Annotated in this window: 15 protein-coding genes; 12 read left to right on the top strand and 3 right to left on the bottom strand. The window is 60.2% G+C overall.

Going from position 1 to position 18,115, the window contains the following annotated elements; translation table 11 throughout:
* Nucleotides 1–820 precede the first annotated feature (820 nt).
* The gene (locus H663_RS38625) at nt 821–2,548 is read right to left on the bottom strand and encodes a glycosyl hydrolase family 17 protein (protein ID WP_053168614.1); all 1,728 of its coding nucleotides are present in this window, start codon (nt 2,546–2,548) and stop codon (nt 821–823) included.
* Nucleotides 2,549–2,590: 42 nt separating this feature from the next.
* On the bottom strand, nt 2,591–3,940 hold the full coding sequence (locus tag H663_RS38620; RefSeq protein WP_053168616.1) for a porin family protein: 1,350 nt from the start codon (nt 3,938–3,940) through the stop codon (nt 2,591–2,593).
* 338 nt (nt 3,941–4,278) lie between these two features.
* Between H663_RS38620 and H663_RS38615 the strand changes: the two genes are divergently transcribed.
* Nucleotides 4,279–6,537, top strand: coding sequence for a glycosyl hydrolase (locus H663_RS38615; protein WP_083450986.1), 2,259 nt, complete (start codon nt 4,279–4,281; stop codon nt 6,535–6,537).
* Nucleotides 6,538–6,604: 67 nt separating this feature from the next.
* A complete protein-coding gene (locus H663_RS38610; protein WP_240620580.1) occupies nt 6,605–7,525 on the top strand; it encodes a glycoside hydrolase family 16 protein in 921 nt (306 codons plus the stop codon).
* Nucleotides 7,526–7,602: 77 nt separating this feature from the next.
* On the opposite strand, the gene H663_RS41725 is transcribed toward H663_RS38610, so the two are convergent.
* Complete coding sequence (locus H663_RS41725) at nt 7,603–7,776, bottom strand: hypothetical protein (RefSeq protein WP_165803949.1); 174 nt, start codon at nt 7,774–7,776, stop codon at nt 7,603–7,605.
* A gap of 10 nt (nt 7,777–7,786) precedes the next feature.
* Here H663_RS41725 and H663_RS38605 point away from each other — a divergent pair, with 10 nt between their 5' ends.
* The 10 genes from H663_RS38605 to gspD all read left to right on the top strand — a co-directional run bounded on the left by H663_RS38605 (nt 7,787) and on the right by gspD (nt 18,111).
* Nucleotides 7,787–9,331 (top strand): hypothetical protein, encoded by a 1,545-nt coding sequence (locus H663_RS38605; protein ID WP_133240067.1) that lies wholly within the window; start codon nt 7,787–7,789, stop codon nt 9,329–9,331.
* A 205-nt stretch (nt 9,332–9,536) separates the two neighbouring features.
* Nucleotides 9,537–9,980 (top strand): type II secretion system major pseudopilin GspG, encoded by a 444-nt coding sequence (gene gspG, locus H663_RS38600; RefSeq protein ID WP_053169346.1) that lies wholly within the window; start codon nt 9,537–9,539, stop codon nt 9,978–9,980.
* Nucleotides 9,955–10,431 carry a prepilin-type N-terminal cleavage/methylation domain-containing protein gene (locus H663_RS38595; protein ID WP_053168624.1) on the top strand — a complete coding sequence of 159 codons (477 nt, stop codon included), beginning with the start codon at nt 9,955–9,957 and terminating at the stop codon, nt 10,429–10,431. The genes gspG and H663_RS38595 overlap by 26 nt, the downstream gene beginning before the upstream one ends.
* A 104-nt stretch (nt 10,432–10,535) precedes the next feature.
* Nucleotides 10,536–10,937 carry a type II secretion system minor pseudopilin GspI gene (gene gspI, locus H663_RS38590; RefSeq protein WP_053168626.1) on the top strand — a complete coding sequence of 134 codons (402 nt, stop codon included), beginning with the start codon at nt 10,536–10,538 and terminating at the stop codon, nt 10,935–10,937.
* A 155-nt stretch (nt 10,938–11,092) separates the two neighbouring features.
* Nucleotides 11,093–11,920, top strand: coding sequence for a PulJ/GspJ family protein (locus H663_RS38585; protein ID WP_083450989.1), 828 nt, complete (start codon nt 11,093–11,095; stop codon nt 11,918–11,920).
* The gene (gspK, locus tag H663_RS38580) at nt 11,917–13,269 is read left to right on the top strand and encodes a type II secretion system minor pseudopilin GspK (protein WP_240620579.1); all 1,353 of its coding nucleotides are present in this window, start codon (nt 11,917–11,919) and stop codon (nt 13,267–13,269) included. Before H663_RS38585 ends, gspK begins: the two co-directional genes overlap by 4 nt.
* A gap of 7 nt (nt 13,270–13,276) precedes the next feature.
* Nucleotides 13,277–14,509 carry a type II secretion system protein GspL gene (gene gspL, locus H663_RS38575; RefSeq protein ID WP_053168632.1) on the top strand — a complete coding sequence of 411 codons (1,233 nt, stop codon included), beginning with the start codon at nt 13,277–13,279 and terminating at the stop codon, nt 14,507–14,509.
* Complete coding sequence (gspM, locus tag H663_RS38570; protein ID WP_053168634.1) at nt 14,506–15,087, top strand: type II secretion system protein GspM; 582 nt, start codon at nt 14,506–14,508, stop codon at nt 15,085–15,087. The genes gspL and gspM overlap by 4 nt, the downstream gene beginning before the upstream one ends.
* 65 nt (nt 15,088–15,152) lie before the next feature.
* The gene (gspN, locus tag H663_RS38565; RefSeq protein ID WP_053169348.1) at nt 15,153–15,971 is read left to right on the top strand and encodes a type II secretion system protein N; all 819 of its coding nucleotides are present in this window, start codon (nt 15,153–15,155) and stop codon (nt 15,969–15,971) included.
* Between the two features lie 13 nt (nt 15,972–15,984).
* Nucleotides 15,985–18,111 (top strand): type II secretion system secretin GspD, encoded by a 2,127-nt coding sequence (gspD, locus tag H663_RS38560; RefSeq protein ID WP_083451011.1) that lies wholly within the window; start codon nt 15,985–15,987, stop codon nt 18,109–18,111.
* The last annotated feature ends 4 nt before the right edge of the window (nt 18,112–18,115 follow it).

Here is an 18,115-nt window from a genome sequence, read left to right as displayed (position 1 = left end):
GGTGGTGGCGCAGAGGCTGGATTGCCACGCTGCGCTCGCAATGACAGGCTGAATGTCATTGCGAGGAGCTTGCGACGCGGCAATCCAGTAAGCACGCTGGTGGTGGCGCAGAGACTGGATTGCCACGCTGCGCTCGCAATGACGGGCTGAATGTCATTGCGAGGAGCTTGCGACGCGGCAATCCAGTTCGGGCGCTGGTGGTAGCACAGAGACTGGATTGCCACGCTGCGCTCGCAATGACGGGCTGAATGACATTGCGAGGAGCTTGCGACGCGGCAATCCAGTAAGTACGCTGGTGGTGGCGCAGAGACTGGATTGCCACGCTGCGCTCGCAATGACGGGCTGAATGTCATTGCGAGGAGCTTGCGACGCGGCAATCCTGTTCGGGCGCTGGTGGTGGCACAGAGACTGGATTGCCACGCTGCGCTCGCAATGACGGCAGTGTGCGTGACGGCCATATCAGGGTGGGGTTCGTTTTCTCGTCATTGCGAGGAGCTTGCGACGTGGCAATCCAGTTCGGGCGCTGGTGGTGGCGCAGAGGCTGGATTGCCACGCTGCGCTCGGAATGACAGGCTGAATGTTATTGCGAGGAGCTTGCGACGCGGCAATCCAGTAAGCACGCTGGTGGTGGCGCAGAGGCTGGATTGCCACGCTGCGCTCGCAATGACAGGCTGAATGTCATTGCGAGGAGCTTGCGACGCGGCAATCCAGTAAGGACGCTGATGATGGCGCAGAGACTGGATTGCCACGCTGCGCTCGCAATGACGTCAGTGGGGAAGTCCATCACTTCCCGTCTGCACCTCCACCTCAACTTAGGCCATCACTTCGACCAGTACACGTTGTCAATGTAAATCTTGACAGTGCTGTTGGTGTTGGCTGGCTTTCCTGTTTTGGCATATCGATCAGCAATCACAAATGGATTGGTCACCTTGCTCAAATCCAGCTTGGACTTGGTGGGGTCCATCTCGTAACCAATCCCACCGCTTGGAATGATGTCGCTGATCGGGATCGATACCTGATGCCATGCACCGTTGTTGTTGTAGCCATAGCTGCCTGGCGTCAGCACTTTGTACACATCGTAGGCAGAGCTTTCATCGGCAGTGCCGGTCAGGAAGCCGACTTCGATGCTGCCGGGATATGTGGTCATGATGCTGAAATTGAGCTTGCCTGTGGCTGCAAAGCTGGACAAATCGTCAGACGATCCCACCAATGCCGCAATCATGCCCCAACCCCATTCTTTAGGCGCTGGCGTGATTTCTCTGATGTTGCTGCCCTCGGGGGCAGAACCGCTTGGACCAGAACCGGAAAATGCAGTCGGCGTTGACTCCCAACCCACCCACAATGGGTCCACCGCTGTTTTGGCCTCACCCGGGACGGCAACATCTGAATAGACCGTATACCTGCTGGCCGTGATGGTCGAGTTGGTGGCTGTCGGGATGTAGTACAGCGCATCAGCCGCCGCATAGGTCCCAGTCTCCCAGATAGCGGAAGGGTAGAGGTCCTGAATCACATATTTGGCTTTGCGCTCAACGTTGAACAGGCCCCACTTGTCATCCGATCCTTTCCAGGGTTCATCAAAGGCTTCAAAGTAAAAAATGACAGCTGGTTTGCTGGTGGTCGCACTGCTCATCCAGGCATTGAGCCGTTCATAAAACATCTTCTGATTGACCGGATGTGCTCGGCTGGTTTCGTTGTTTGAAGCCACGCTTTTCCAACCGGTCTCGCCAATCACAATGGGTAGGCTGGTCATGCCAATGCCGTCGAGGTAGCTGCGCACTGCGGAAAAGTCTGACTTGGCCGCTTCAATGGCCGCGTCCATCATGGCTGTGGCCCGCAGATTGGCGGCCACTTCGGCTTGCTTCCAATTCCATTTGGTCGCGCTGTGGATGCTGTCGGCCAGCGGATAGGTGTGCATGGAAACATAGTCAATGGCCAGCACAATGGATTTGGGGTTGTTGGGCTCGCCTGTATTTTTGGCAAAAAATGCCCAGTTGTCATTGGTCGTCACCGGTTGCGTGATTTGATCACGCACCGATTTGATGTAGCCCCCCATGAGTGCAGGCGTTACAGGATTGAACGCCCAACTGACCATGGTTTCATTGCCCACGCTGACGGCCAGCACTATGTCCTTGTAGGTGTTGGCCAGCTTCACGCCTCGCACAATTTCGGCTTTGTTCAAATCATCTTGGCCGTTTTGAATCCACACGCCCAATTGAACTTTGATGTCCAGCTTTTTGTCATGGATGATCTTGATCACTCGGGCAGCGACTTTGTCCGAGCTGTCAAACAAGCGGATCAACTTGAAGTTGCCCGCCACCAACAGGTTCAAGTCTGCTTCCACATTGGCATCTGTGATGGTTTCCGTGTCACGATTTGATGTGCGATATGGCGAATATGAGACAGCCTTTCGATTGGTGAATTCAGGGCTCAAAGACCGCAACGTCACGCCCCCCGAGGGCACCACGCCGCCACCGCCGCAAGCGGCCAGGACCAGGGCCATGAGGGTCGCGATCAGGCCTGCAAAAACGCGCTCAATGGTTTTTTTCATAGGGTTCAATTCATTCGTTGTCATGGTGTGTTCTGCCTTGTTTTAGAACACGTACACAGCGCCCACACCGGCCCAGTTGCCGGTTTTGGTAACGCGTGAATCCACATTGGTAAAGGCCGCGTTGCCGGGCATCGACATGGGCGACAGGCCCAGACGTGCATAACGCACCATGCCTGCAAAGGCATACACCTGGAAGCCGTTGTTGAAGTTGTAGTTCAGGCCCACAGTGTTCACTTCGGCTGCATTGCTTTGTCCGCGTTCGCTGGGGTTGGCCGTGCTGGCTTTGCCCAGATGCACCATGCCTGTGGACGCCGTCCATTGCCCCATCTTGTAGCGAGCGCCCAGCATCCAGTCTGTTGACGTGGCGGCATATCCGGGGTTGCTCACGCCATTGAGCGAGCCGTTCCAATCCACGTTGAACATGTTGTTCCATTGCGCGGCCGTGCCCGCTTGCGTGATGACGGCATACGCACCACTCCAGCGGTTGGCCCTGACACCTCCCGACAACTCAAGTTGGGAATTCCACTGGTAGCGGGCCATGACCATGGTGATGGCCTGGCCTGAACCACCGAGTTTGCTGTCGTCTGCCGCGTTGGGCGTCAAGGCATAAAACGGACCATGACTCCAGGCCTGTGGGTTGCCATTGCGGGTGTCTTGATGCATCGCATCAATGACCAAATCACCCTTGTGGTACTGCGCGTACAGCTCCAGAAAACGTGGTTTGTGGATTTTGAAATCGGTATTGCCTTGGTCATAAGTGGCCTCCAGCACAAGGTCACCCTGGGCCACATCGATCACGGGCGCGGTGTAACGCAAAGCACGCGTCAACAAACCATAGCCTGCGCCACTGGAGCCCCAGACATCGGCCACACCCACATTGGTGCCATAGGGGTAGTCGGCAATGCTCCAGGTGCGGGTGGTCATGGCACCAATACGCACCGAGCCATAATTTTCATGGCTGATGGCTGCGTTTTTTTCGTACCAATACCCTGGAATGTCTTCGCTGCCATCTCTCCAGCGTTGGCTCAACAGGGCATTGAATTTGTAGCCGCCCCCCAGGTCGTACTTCATGCCCAGCCAGGGCTGGGCCAGTGTCACATTGGTGTTGGTGGTTTTATAAGGGCGACCGGCCACCAAATCATCGGCCCAGGCACGTTGCTTGTCTTCGGCAGGAAACTGCTGGCAATTGGTGCAATGGTTGCTGCCGCGTTGTACTTCAGCCTTTGCAAAACCCGTCAGGCTGAACATGCCATCAGGCCCAAAGTCGATGGCCCAGACCGGTTGCACACTCAGCGCAGCCAGCACACCTGCACTTGCTGCCTTGGCCCAGGGTTGCCACACAACTCTCTTCTGGCGTGTGAAGTTCTTGTTATTGAATTTTGAACGGTTCATTTGAATCCTCTTGAAAGCGCTTTCACGCAATCATAGAATATGCAAGTATCGATTTCAACGGTTTCAGTACCTCGTTTACCCTAGTTCTCAATTTTTAAGGGGAAACCCTCATGGCTTTTTTGAAAGCGCTTTCATACATTATCAATCCGAGTTGCTGAAGTTTGAAAAGCCTGACCCCCTCATGCAATGGCAATTTTGTAGGTCGGTAGCTTTAGCTCCGACAGTGGTGAATGGGCGCGGACACTTGTCGGGGCTAAAGCCACCGACCTACAACATCCTTCACCACTCAAGTCTTCACAGGGCCGTATCCATACCCAATCTGCCTTTATTTTCTTTTTATGAAACTCTTTCTTGCTCATTTCGCTTTAGTGCTCACGCTCACTTGCCTTCAGGCCTCTGCACAGACCCTGCCTGTGGGCGCTGGCGCTTTGCTTTTGGCGCCCCAAGGCGGCGACAAATCGCCCCCTCAGGCCCCCTACCGATCAGACGCCCTCAAAGCCACCGCAGCGCAGACCAACCAGTGGTATTCCACATTGCTGTTCCATGCCACGCCCTTTCCTATCTATGCCCACCCCTTGACGGCACGGCCCACGGCGTCTGGTTTTGAGGTGTCTTTGCCCGTGAAATCTGTGGTGCCCACAGAGCGCAAGGATGTCGAAATCCATCACGAACACCAATCACCGATCAAGTTTTCACCGGCAGGATTTACCCCCTCCAAAGCGATTTTGAGCAAGGCATCCGATTGGGCGATTGACATTGACATGTCATCAGGCCAACAGCAATGGAAGGCCACCATCGCCCACGGTAGCCCCTATGCATCGTTGCGCGTGTCGGGCGATGTGGTGCTCGATTTGCCAGAAGCGGCCATGCACAGGATCGCCAGCGCGGACCCCAGAATTTTGGCGCTGCAATTCAAAGACCGGTCCTACGCCATCTTTGGCCCCACGGGTGTGCGCTGGGAAAAAATGTCTGACACCCAGTGGCGTGCCCACATGCCCGAAGGACGGGGCTATTTTTCTGTCGCCGGTCTGCCAGACACTGCACCTGGCACTCTGGAGTTGTTGGCCCGCCATGCCTACGTCTTCATCACAGACACACGCGTGCAATGGCGTTACAACCCGCAAAAAAGCCAGGTTCAGACTGATTTCACAGTCGACACCCAAGCCATGGAAGGCACCAGCGACACCCCACTGATCGGGCTGTACCCGCATCAGTGGCATGCCAATGCCAGCCTGCCCCCTTTGACCGGTGTGCAATACCCCAGTTTGCGCGGCCCCATCAAATTGCTGGCGGGCAAAACCTTCAGCACCCAATCCACCTACCAGGGCTTTGTACCGTTCTGGCCGGGCATCACGGCCAAAGACAAAGCCGCAGAGCTGCAAGACGTGATCAAAACCGATGTGCGCAATGCCCGCCGCATGATGCTGGAAATTGGACAAGGGCCCTATTGGCAAGGCAAAGGCCTGCAACGCATCACCAAACTCATGGACGTGGCAGAGCAACAAGGCGACCTGGCGGCACGCGACCAACTGTTGGCTTTGCTCAAGTCACGCATCGAACAATGGTTTTCTGGCAAAGACCGCAAAACCTATTTCCACCTCGACAAGCAACTGGGCACCATCACCTCGTACCCGGAAGAATATTTCAGTGTCGAGCAAATGAACGACCACCACTTTCACTACGGCTACTGGATTCGGGCCATGGCAGACATCGCGCTGCGCGACCCTGAATGGGCCAGCCAGACCCAATGGGGCGGCATGGTCGAAGCCTTGATTGCCGACATTGCCAGCCCGGAACGTGGGGGCAAAAACTTCCCGTTCCTGCGCAATTTTGACCCCTACGAAGGACACTCCTGGGCATCGGGCGTGGGCCTGGGCGCAGATGGCAACAACCAAGAATCATCTTCAGAAGCTATCAACGCCTGGGCGGGCTTGATTCAGTGGGGCGAGGTCACGGGCAACACACGTTTGCGCGACCTGGGCATCTACCTGTACACCACCGAAATTGAAGCCATTGAACACTATTGGTTTGACGTGCATGGGCTGGTTTTCCCACCTGAGTACAAGAACGTTGAAGTCAGCATGGTGTTTGGCGGCAAGATGGCGCACAACACTTGGTGGACCGACGAGCCCCGCCAGATCAAAGGCATCAACTTGCTGCCCATCACCACAGCGTCCACCTATCTGGGCAGGCATCCGCGTTACATCGAGCGCAACATGGCTGCACTGGCGCCTGAGATGGCTTTGTATGCCAGCCGTGGCAAATACGCCAACCCGCCCGACATCTGGCAGGACATCTTTGCCAAATACCTGGCACTGGCCAAGCCCAGCGACGCATTGGCGCAGTGGAAGCGATGGGGCTCGTTTGAACTGGGCGACACTCGTTCGCATGCCCTGCACTGGATGCTGAGTTTGCAAGCCATGGGCACACCCGACCCCACGGTCACTGCCAACACCACTTTTTATTCCGTGTTCAAGACTGTCCAAGGCGAAAAAACCTACCTGGCTTTCAATGCGGGCAAAACGCCTATTGATGTGGTCTTCAGCGATGGCAAACAACTGCGCGTTGCACCCGGCGCGCTCACGCGTGAACAGTAAGCCATGCCCTTCCCTGTTGTGCCTGTGCACTGTTGCATTGCTCGGTTGTGGTGGTGGTGATTCCAGCATGACGAACACCAACTCCAGCGCTTCCGTGACGCCGTCCAGTGCCTCCACGGGCACCGCAGCATCATCGGCCTCATCTTCGGCCTCAACTTCGGCAGGTTCTTCGGCAACATCAACGTCCTCGACGGTTGCCGCATCTGTGACATCCTCGCCTGCAGACAAGCCGGGCATGACCTTGATCTGGTCGGATGAATTCACCACCAACGGCTTGCCCGACCCCCGCAAATGGGCTTATGACACCGAGCGCAACCGATGGGGCTGGTACAACAACGAAAAGCAGTACTACGCGGCCAATCGGCTTGAAAACGCCCGCATTGAAGACGGCCGCTTGCTCATCACGGCGCGTAAAGAACGCCTGAGTTCAGCCCCCGATTTCGGGGGACAAAACTACACCTCGGCCAGGCTCTTGACACGCGGGCTGGCCAGCTGGACTTATGGATTTTTTGAAATCCGCGCCAAGATGCCTTGCGGCGCGGGCACCTGGCCTGCCATCTGGACTTTGGGCGTGGGGGGCGCCAACGGCATGGTCTGGCCCAATGATGGCGAAATCGACATCATGGAATACGTCGGCAGCGATCCCACGCATGTGTTTGCCACGGTGCACAACGCCAAATACAACTGGAATGGCGGCATTCCTCCGACCACCTTGAAAGCGCTTGTGCCTGATGCATGCACCGCCTTTCACAACTACCAGCTCAGTTGGACCGCCGACAAAATCGCCATCGGTGTGGACGACCGCATTTACTTTGAATATGCCAAGCCGCAAGACAACGATCCCAGGGCCTGGCCATTTGACCGCCCCCAATACCTGTTGCTCAACATCGCCATTGGCGGCGACCTGGGCGGCGTTGTGGACGACACGATTTTTCCAGCCGTTATGTCAGTTGAGCACGTCCGAATCTACAAATACAACAAACCCTGAATCACACCAAGGGTAAGTCCCGATGAAATGAATACTTGCAATCTACTTACAAGCTTTTTATTATCGTGAAAGCGCTTTCAGAAAGCGTTTTCAATCACCCGATCTTTTTTGGAGACACGCATGAAATTTTTGATGCAGCGATTCAGCATGAACGCCATCGCCTTTGCAGCCACCGCCTTGCTGGCAGCTTGCGGCGGCGGAGATGCCACCGCCCCCCTGACTTCCCAAACCATCAGCTTCACGCCCGCCACGACAGGCACCGTGGGCACCCCCATCACACTAGAGGCCACCGCCAGCTCCAAACTTGCGGTCAGGTTCACCGCCAGCCCTGAAACAGTGTGTACCGTCAAGGACACAACGCTCACGCTGGTCGGCGCAGGCACCTGCAACGTCAAAGCCGATCAGGCCGGTAACACCACGTTTGCAGCAGCCACTCAAGTGTCCAAAGACATCACGGTCAGCAACACAGCAACCCCCATGGCACAAGCCGCACTTGTGGTGGTTCCTGGGGCATCCACTTTGGCCCCATCAGCAACCACCGGTTTGAGCACCACCGGCGGCAATGGCACAGGCGCAGTCACTTACAGCATCACCTCAGGCTCTTGCAGCATCAGCGGCACCACGTTAACCGCAGCTGCCTCAACAGGTACTTGCAAGATCAGCGCAACAAAAGCTGCAGACGGCTCCTATTCGGCCGCCACCTCCAGCGAGGTGACTGTCACCGTCTCTACTTGCATCACCACAGCAACCCAACAGTGCTACTCATTTGCTGAAGCCAGCATGGCCATCTCACCATTCGGCGCAGATATGGCCTCAACAGTCGCCAATGACCCCAAGGACAGCACCAATAAAGTCGCCAAATACGATTTCAAAGCTAATACAGATGGTTGGGCCGGTGGCACCGTGAACCCGACCGGAGCCGCTACGGGCAACACGGCCAATACAGTCGTCACTGCAAACTTCTCCACCACCAAAACGGCCACGCTGCGCTCATACTCACCAGAACTAGGCAAAGCCATCTTGCTGAAGTTCGAAAACGCCGACGGCAGTAAAACTATGGAGGTAAAGACCAACACAACCAAGAGGAACGAATGGGAAACACTGACGTTCGACTTCGCACAGGCAACCCCCGCTTTTGACCCTGCCGCCATCTATAACAAGGTCAGCATCTTCCCTGACTTCACAATCAATGCCCCAAAGAGTGGCGGCGCTGCAACTTATTACTTTGATGAGCTGAAGTACCCCATTGGCTCGTCGAGTGGTGGCACTTCTGGCAGTACCTGCACTCCAAGTACATCCTCTAACGCTTCGACTTTGGTGAGTTTCGACACTGACTGCGCCGCCGTTACTGGCTTTGAAGGTGCTGAAGACTCCACTGTTGCGGCTGACCCTGTGACTTCAACCAACAAAGTAGCAAAAGTCGTGAAATCCAGCTCAGCACAACCGTGGGCAGGCACAACGGCTTACATCAATACGGCCAACAAGTCGATCGCCAGAATCCCTTTCACAAGCACGGCGACCATCATGAAACTGAAGGTCTATGTCCCAGCAGCCGGCATCGTTGTCCGATTGAAAGTAGAAGATGCCTCAAACGACACAAAATCTGTGGAGACAGAAGCAACCACGACCCAAGGCAATACCTGGGAAACACTGACTTTCAATTTCGCGAACCAGGCAACTGGTACTGCTGCTCTGAATACCAGTACCACTTACAACAAAGCCAGCGTGTTTTTCAAATTCGGCACCTCTGGGGCTAACGGTGGTGGTGGCACCTTCTATTTTGATGACCTGACTTTCGGCAACTGAGTTGTTGAGGCAAGACACCTTATGGAGTCTATAGATTGAGCATTGAACAAGCTGACCAGTCATTCACAAAGTGATGTAGCACTCAATCAATGCTCAGTTAACCATTGAAACGCCGACTGGAAACAGTCGGCGTTTTTTTAACCCATTTTGGAATCACGCATCATCTGGGACAATGTTGGTTTTATTCGTTCGTATTCAAAAAAACATGCCACAACTTCACTTGAATAGACATCTTGATCGCCGCCAACGCGGCTTCACCCTGATCGAACTCATGGTCGTGCTGGCCATCATTGGTGTGCTGGCCGCTCTCATCGTGCCCAATGTGCTCAGTCGCGCAGACGATGCACGCATCACCGCCGCCCGCACCGATGTGGGCAATTTGATGCAGGCGCTCAAGCTCTACAAGCTGGACAACCAGCGCTATCCCAGCGGCGAACAAGGCCTCAAAGCCCTGAACGCCAAGCCCACGACCGAGCCCGTGCCCGGCAACTGGAAGCCTTACCTGGACAAACTGCCCAATGACCCCTGGGGCCGCGCTTACCAATACATGAACCCCGGCATCAAGGGCGAGGTGGATGTGATGTCCTTTGGCGCTGACGGACAGCCCGGCGGCGAAGGCAACAATGCCGACATCGGCAGTTGGCAATAAGCCCCGCCGCCTTGCACACGCGCACGCTGGCGGCTTCACCTTGCTGGAGTTGCTGGTCGTGGTGGCCCTGATCGCCATCGCCACTGCGGGCGTCAGCCTGAGCTTGCGCGACAGCGCAGACAGCGCCCTAGACCGAGACGCCGACCGCCTGGCCGCCTTGCTCGAAACCGCCCGTGCCCAAGCACGCGCCAGCGGCTTGCCTGTGGTGTGGCGGGCAGAAGGATCAGGCTTTGTGTTTGAAGGCCTGCCCGCACCGGGCTTGCCCAAACGCTGGCTTTCAGACACCACCCGCGCCCAAATTGACCAGCCCATAGTGCTGGGCCCCGAACCCTTGATCGCCCCCCAAGCCATTGCCTTGAACACCACCGCTGCCACGCGCACCGTGTGGGTCGTCACCGACGGCCTGCGGCCCTTCAAGGTGCAAAGCACACGCACAGGGCTGAAACCATGAGCAGTGGGTGGGTCGAGCCACGTCGGACTCTTCGAGTACCGACCTACGCAGGCTGTGGCCGTATGGCTTTCGTAGGTCGGCGGTCGAAGACCCCGACATGGAGCGTGCGTCAGGCCACAAACGCCCATGCACCCTTACACCATCAGCGGGCCACGAGGCAAACCGGTTTCACCTTGATCGAGGTGTTGGTAGCGCTGAGCATTGTGGCGGTGGCTTTGCTGGCGGGGCTCAAAGCCACCGGCTCGCTCAGCCAGAACGCCGAGCGCCAAGGCGTGAGCATGCTGGGGCAAATTTGCGCCGAAAACGAATTGATCCGCTTGCGGCTGCTGCGCCAATTGCCCGACACCGGCAACACCCAAATTGAATGCCCACAAGTGGGCCGCCTGTTGGTGGTGGACCTGTCGGTGCGCACCACGCCCAACCCCAACTTCAGGCGCGTGGATGCACGCGTGCTGGACCAGGGGCAGTATGTGCTGCAGCTGTCCACCGTGATGGGGCGCAATTGATGGCACGACTGGCATTGGGCATGTGTGATGAGCAGCGTCGGACTCTTCGAGTACCGACCTACGAAGGCATGGCGCACCGACATGCGGAGGCTTTCCCCGTAGGTCGGCACTCGCAGAGTCCGACTTGGGCAACAGCAACATCAAGCGGTCGAGGCATGGCCAACGCCCCATGTCGGGGTCTTCGACCACCGACCTACAAGGACATCGCCTTGCGGCATGCGGCCACGGCCCCCGTAGGTCGGCACTCGCAGAGTCCGACATCGGCTTGCAGAGGCTTCACGCTGATTGAGGTGCTGGTGGCCATCAGCGTCATGGCTTTGATGTCGCTCATGGCCTGGCGCGGCCTGGATGGGATGCTGCGCACGCAAAGCAGCTTGCAAACACGCTCTGACGAGGTGCGCACCCTGCAAGCGGGTTTGGCGCAGTGGCAAACCGATTTGGACCAGCTGGCAGAGCTCAGCAACACGCCCAGCTGGGACTGGGACGGCAAGGTGCTGCGGATCACGCGCCGTGCAGCATTGGGCACCGAGGTGCAGGTCGTGGCCTGGACCTGGCGCAACAACCCGGGACGCCCCGGCGGCGGAGACTGGCTGCGATGGCAATCTGCGCCCTTGCAACTGCGCGCTGACTGGCAAAACGCCTGGAACCTGGCCCGGGAATGGAGCCAGACGCCCACGCCCGCCTCGCAGGCAGGCGAGGTCAACATTCACCCCTTGAGCGGTTGGCAGTTGTTTGTGCACCGGGGCGGCAGCTGGACCAACCCGCTGTCGAGTGATGCGGTCACGCCGGGTTCATCCACAAGCTCACCCGGCAACACAGCAGGCACGCCCCCGCCGGCAAGTGGTCCTGCAACCGGCTCCGCTGCCAGCAGCACACCGCCCGACGGCGTGCGCCTGATCCTGACCCTGCCACCCGGCCCGTCTGGCGCAGGTGCCTTGACCCTCGACTGGATACGCCCGACCTTGTCAGGAGCCCAGTCATGAACGCAGCACATCATCCACAAGAGCAGCGCCATGACAAGCACCGCATTCGTATAGCCCCCCGTAGGTCGGCACTCGAAGAGTCCGACATGGACAGCAGCAACATTGAGCGTCCGACGCATGGCCAACGCCCCATGTCGGGGTCTTCGACCACCGACCTACAAGGACATCGCCCTGCTGCATGCGGCCAAGACCCCCGTAGGTCGGCACTCGAAGAGTCCGACATGGACGGCAGCAACATTGAGCGTCCGACGCATGGCCAACGCCCCATGTCGGGGTCTTCGACCACCGACCTACAAGGACATCGCCCTGCTGCATGCGGCCACGGACCCCGTAGGTCGGCACTCGAAGAGTCCGACATGTGCCTGCACAAGCACCACCGCCTCGTTAACCGACAGCCGCAACGCGGCGCCGCCTTGTTGACCGCGATGCTGATCGTGGCCCTGGTCGCCACGCTGGCCAGCGCTGCCCTCTGGCAGCAGTGGCGTCAGGTGGAGATCGAGTCGGCCGAGCGCGGGCGCAGCCAAACGGCCTGGCTGATGACCGGTGCGCTGGACTGGACACGCCTGATCTTGCGCGAAGACGGTTTGTCCAGCGGCAGTGTGGACCACCTGGGCGAGCCTTGGGCCTTGCCGGTGCAGGAATCCAAGTTGTCAAACTTTCTGTCGCAAGACCAGAAGTGGCAAGAAGGCGATGCAGAAGTCTTTTTGTCGGGCCAGATCACCGATGCGCAGTCCCGCCTGAATGTGCGCAACCTGATCGAGGACGGCCAGGTGTCCAGGGCCCAGCTGGCGCGTTTTGCGCGCTTGTTTGAGCGCCTGGACCTGCCGCTGCAAGAGCTGCAAACGCTGTCGCGCCAATTGCAGGCGGCGCTGCAAAACACACCAGCCTCAGCCACCGCAGGCAACACCGCCCAAACACCCCTCATGCCCCAGCAAACTGCGCAGCTGGTCTGGCTGGGTCTGAGCCCGGCCACCGTGCGGGCACTCGATGGCTTTGTCAGCGTGCTGCCCGAAGCCACGCCGGTGAATCTGAACACGGCCAGTGCCGAGGTGATGATGGCCAGCCTGCCCGGTCTGGACCTGGGCGCTGCGCGCCAGTTGGTGGCGCAGCGCGAGAAGGCCCCCTGGCAATCGCTGGACGCCGTGCGCCAGGCCCTGGGGGCAGCAGGCACAGGGGTCAACGACCAACAACACAGCGTGGGCAGCCGTTATTTCGAGGTGCGCGGTCGCATGCGCATCGACAATGTGGTGCAGCAAGACCTGGCGCTGCTGCGGCGCGAAGGCAACCAGGTGCGCATGCTCTGGCGCGTGCGCAGCCCGCAGCTCACGCTGGCCCCGCCTCTAAAATGAAAAGCTCATGCGAACTCTGATCATTCAACTGCCCTTTGGCATGCCTGGCACCACCACGGTGTATGCGCATGCGCTGGTGCACACCGACTCCCCACCAGCCTCACTGAACGTGCAATGGGCGCAAACCCCTTTGCTGCCCCGCGCCGACCGGCAGACCGAAGTGGTGGCCCTGGTGCCCGCCGGGGCTTTGTCTTGGCACCGGGTGACGCTGCCCGCCGGGCTGCACAAACAGGCGTCGCGCCTGCAAGCCGCACTGCAAGGTCTGCTCGAAGACGCCCTGCTTGACGACCCGGCCCAGCTGCACCTGGCCTTGCAAGCCCAATGGAAAAACACCGAACAACCCTGGGTGGCCGCCTGTGACAGAGCCTGGTTGAGCGCACAGCTGCAGGCCCTGGAGTCCGCCGGCATCACGGTGCACCGCATCGTGCCCGAATTTGCGCCCGTGGGCGCTGCGCTGCACATCACAGCCGTTGGCCCGGCCGATGAAGGCTGGCTGTGGCTGCAGCAGGCCGATCGCGGCGTGTGGGGCCTGCCCATGGCCAGTGTGCTGACGGCCCAAGATGTGCTGAGCGACGAAGATCGCGGCAGCGCCAGCTTGAGCGCCGAGCCCGGCGTGGTGACCTGGGTGACCGAGCGCCTGGGCCTGAAAGCGCCCATGGTGGCCCCCAAGCAGCATTGGCTGCAGGCCTTGGGCACAGGCTGGGATTTGGCGCAGTTTGAGTTTCAGGCCAACGCCCGTGCGCGGCGCCTGAAAAACTGGCAACGCAGCGCCAGCCACCTGTGGCACAGCCGCGACTGGCGACCGGCCCGCTGGGGCCTGGGGGTCTTGCTGGCCAGCCAGTTGCTGGGCCTGAATGTGTGGGCCTTCAAAACACGCGCCGACTGGCAGGCCCAGCAAAACAGCTGGGCACAGATGCTGCGCGAGACCTTTCCCAAAACCCAAGTGGTGGTGGATGCGCCTTTGCAAATGACCCGCGAAGTGGCCCGGCTGCGCCAAGGCTCAGGCCAACTGAGCGCAAGCGACCTGGAAACCATGCTCAGCGCCCTGGGGCAAAGCTGGCCTGCAGGCACCGCTGCCCCGTCTCAGTATCAGTTTGAACCCGGCCAGCTGCGCCTGCCCGAGCTGACCCTGAACGACAGCGCGCAGCAAGCCCTGGCCAAAGCGCTGAACGCCCAAGGCTATGCCTGGCGCACCGACGGCACAGCCGGGGTCATGAGCACCCAAGGGGGACAACCATGAGCCGCTGGACCCCACAACTTCAGGCCGTGGCTGCCCCCCTGCGCGCGTCACTGATCGCCGCCTGGGCACAACGCAGCGCACGCGAACGCCAACTGCTGAGCCTGGCTGCCGTGGTCTTGGCCCTGGCCGCTGTCTGGCGCATCGCCCTGGCCCCGGCCTTGCAAACCTGGCACGAAGCGCCCGCCCGCCAAGCCGCACTCGACCGCCAAAGCGCCCAAATGCGCCAGCTGAAAGCGCAGGCCCAAAGCCTGAAAAAACCTTCGGCCATCTCCCGCGCCGACGCCGTGCAGTGGCTCGAACGCAACCTTTCCGGCCTGGGGGCTGATGCCAAGCTCAGCCTGCAAGGTGAACGCGCCACCGTGAGCCTGCAAGCGGCCCCCGCCGATGGCCTGGCCCCCTGGCTGCAACAAGCCCGCGAACACGCTCAGGCCCTGCCCGTGCAAGCCCAGCTGCGGCAAGTCAGCGTGCCCGCAGCGGCCAAGCCTGGCCCGGCAACGCCAGCGGTCAAGGCCCCCGATGCCGCCGCCAGCAGCAGCGCTGTGCGCTGGAGCGGCACCCTGGTTTTGAGCCTGCCTTGAAGCGACCTGCCGTGATGCACCCCACCCCTTCCCGCCTGAACTTGAAGCGCCTGGATTTGAAACCCATGGCCCGGCGCACAGGCCTGCCCCCCTCCGCTGCCCCAGCACGCAGCCCCTGGCGCCCGGCCGTCTGGGGCGCCTGCCTGGGTCTGTGCCTGGCGCTGCTCTTGTGGGCACCTGCCCGCTGGCTGGCTTGGGGCGTGGGTCAAGCCAGCCTGGGGCAAATTCAGCTGCACCAAGCGCGGGGCACGGTCTGGCAGGGCTCGGCCCAGCTGGTGCTCAGTGGCGGCGCGGGCAGCCGCGACGCGCAAGCCCTGCCTGGGCGCTTGCAGTGGCAAATTTCACCCGGCTGGATGTCGTTGAAACTGCAATTTCTAGCCGACTGCTGCATGCAGCAGCCCGCCAATGCCCGTCTTCAAGCAGGCCTGTCCACGCTGCAGCTGCAACTGAGCGACCACACCTCCACCTGGCCTGCCGCTTTGCTGTCGGGCTTGGGCGCACCCTGGAACACCTTGCAAGCGGCCGGACAACTGCAGTTGCACACCGAAGCCCTGCAACTGAACTGGGCCGCTGGCCGTTTGCAACTGCAGGGCCTGGCCAAACTCGACGCCCTGAACATGTCTTCCAAACTCAGCACCTTGCAGCCCATGGGCAGTTACCGGATTCAGCTGCGGGGCACGCCCGAAGGCTCGGCCACGCCCGACCTGCAGCTGAGCACCCTGCAAGGCCCCTTGCAACTGCAAGGTCAGGGGCAATGGGTGGGCCAGCGCCTGCGCTTTACCGGCGAAGCCAGTGCCCAAGAGGGCAGCGAGGCCGCCTTGTCCAATTTGCTCAACATCATCGGCCGCCGTCAGGGCACGCGCAGCCTGCTTTCACTGGGATAAACCCATGCACCACATGCCAACTTTTTACAAAATGCACACCCTGCCTGCTTTGCCCCATCTTTTGACGGCCACGGCCCTTTGCATCGCTTGCCTGGGCACGCCCGCCGCTGCGCAAACCGCCAAGCCGATCAACCCCAAAGAGCCGGTGACGCTGAACTTTCAAAACGCCGAAATCGACGCTGTGGCCCGCACCCTGGCCACCTTGTCGGGGCACAACGTGGTGGTGGACCCGCGTGTCAAGGGCACCATGACGCTGTCGAGCACCGTGCCCGTGCCCCCGGCGCAGGCGCTGCGCCTGTTTGCCAGCCAGCTGCGCACCCAGGGCTTTGCCGTGGTGGAGTCGGCCGGTCTTTACACCGTGCTGCCCGAAGCCGAAGCCAAGCTGCAAAGCGCCAGCGTGTCGGCCGGTGCCGTGCCCGCCAGCAGCGGCCAGATCGTGACGCAAATCTTTCGTCTGAACCACGAAAACGCCAACAACCTGGTGCCGGTGCTGCGCCCGCTGATCAGCCCCAACAACACCATCAACGTGAACCCAGGCACCAACGCCCTGGTCATCACCGACTACGGCGACAACCTGCAGCGCTTAGGCCGCATCATTGCCGCGCTCGATGTGTCCAACGCCACCGGGGTTGAGGTGATCCGGCTCAAACACGGCATCGCCCCGGATGTGGCCACGCTGGTGCAGCGCCTGCTGGATTCGGGTGCCGCAGCTGGTGCGGCTGGGGGTGCCCCCGCCACCGCCGGCCAAACCGACACCGGCTTCAAAACCACCGTGCTGGCCGAAGTGCGCACCAACAGCTTGATCGTGCGGGCTGCCAACCCCGCGCGTCTGGCGCTCACGCGCAGCCTGATCGAACAACTCGACCAGCCCAACGCCAGTGGTGCCAACGCGGCCAGCGGCAACATCCATGTGGTGTATCTGAAGAACGCCGACGCCACCAAACTGGCTGCCACGCTGCGCGCTGCCATCAGCACCAGCGCCAGCGGGGCAAGCGGCACGACAGGCAGCGGCATCAGCTCTGTCCCTTCGGGCATGCCCGGGGCTGCAGGCACAGGGACAGGCAGCAATGCCAGCGCCCAGCCCTCTACTGGCGGCCAGATCCAGGCCGACCCGGCCACCAACGCGCTCATCATCACCGCGCCCGAGCCGCAATACCGCCAGTTGCGCAGCGTCATCGACATGCTCGACCAGCGCCGCGCCCAGGTGTTTGTGGAAAGCCTGATCGCCGAAGTCAGCGCCGACAAGGCCGCCGAGTTTGGCGTGCAGTGGATGAGCGGCACCGGCACCAGTGGCAGCGCGGTGGGTTTGTTGGGCACCAACTTTTCAGTGGGCGGCACCAATTTGCTGACGCTGGCGGCCAATGCGGCCACGGGCAAATACACCGCGTCCACCGGGCTGAATGTGGCCGTGGGGCAGCAGCGCAACGGGGTGTTGGCGCTGGGCGCGTTGGCCCGTTTTCTGCAAAGTGAAGGCGACGCCAATGTGCTGTCCACGCCCAATTTGCTGACCCTGGACAACGAAGAAGCCAAAATCGTGATCGGCCAAAACGTGCCCTTTGTGACCGGCCAGTACACCGCCAACAACAGCAACACTGGCGCGGTCAACCCGTTCCAGACCATCGAGCGCAAGGACGTGGGCCTGACGCTGCGGGTCAAGCCGCAAATCAGCGAAAACGGCACCGTCAAGATGCAAATCTTCCAGGAGGTGAGCAGCATCGACAGCAAAAGCTCGTCCACCTCGGGCCTGATCACCAACAAGCGCTCCATCGAGTCGAGCGTGCTGGTCGAAGACGGCTCGATTGTGGTGCTGGGCGGTTTGCTGCAAGACGACACCAGCACCAGCCAGGAAAAGGTGCCGGGCCTGGGCGATCTGCCCTTTTTTGGCAACCTGTTCAAGTCTGAAGCACGCAGCCGCAAGAAAACCAACCTCATGGTCTTCTTGCGCCCGGTGGTGGTGCGTGACGGCGCGGCCACCGAAGCCCTGTCCATGGGCCGTTACGAGCAAATGCGCTTGAACCAGCAAGGCGTACAACCGGCCGCCAGCAGCACCCTGCCCATCTCGGGCGCGGCCGTGCTGCCCGCCTTGCCTGCCTTGCCTGTGCCTGCGCCAGCCACCCCCGCCACTCCCGCCAAGCCCTGAGCCA

Origin of the sequence: Limnohabitans planktonicus II-D5, from assembly GCF_001270065.2 — a bacterium.
In the GTDB taxonomy this organism is placed as follows: Bacteria; Pseudomonadota; Gammaproteobacteria; order Burkholderiales; family Burkholderiaceae_C; genus Limnohabitans_A; species Limnohabitans_A planktonicus.
The sequence above is the reverse complement of the archived record's forward strand: the minus strand, read 5'-3'. Positions and strand labels throughout refer to the sequence as shown.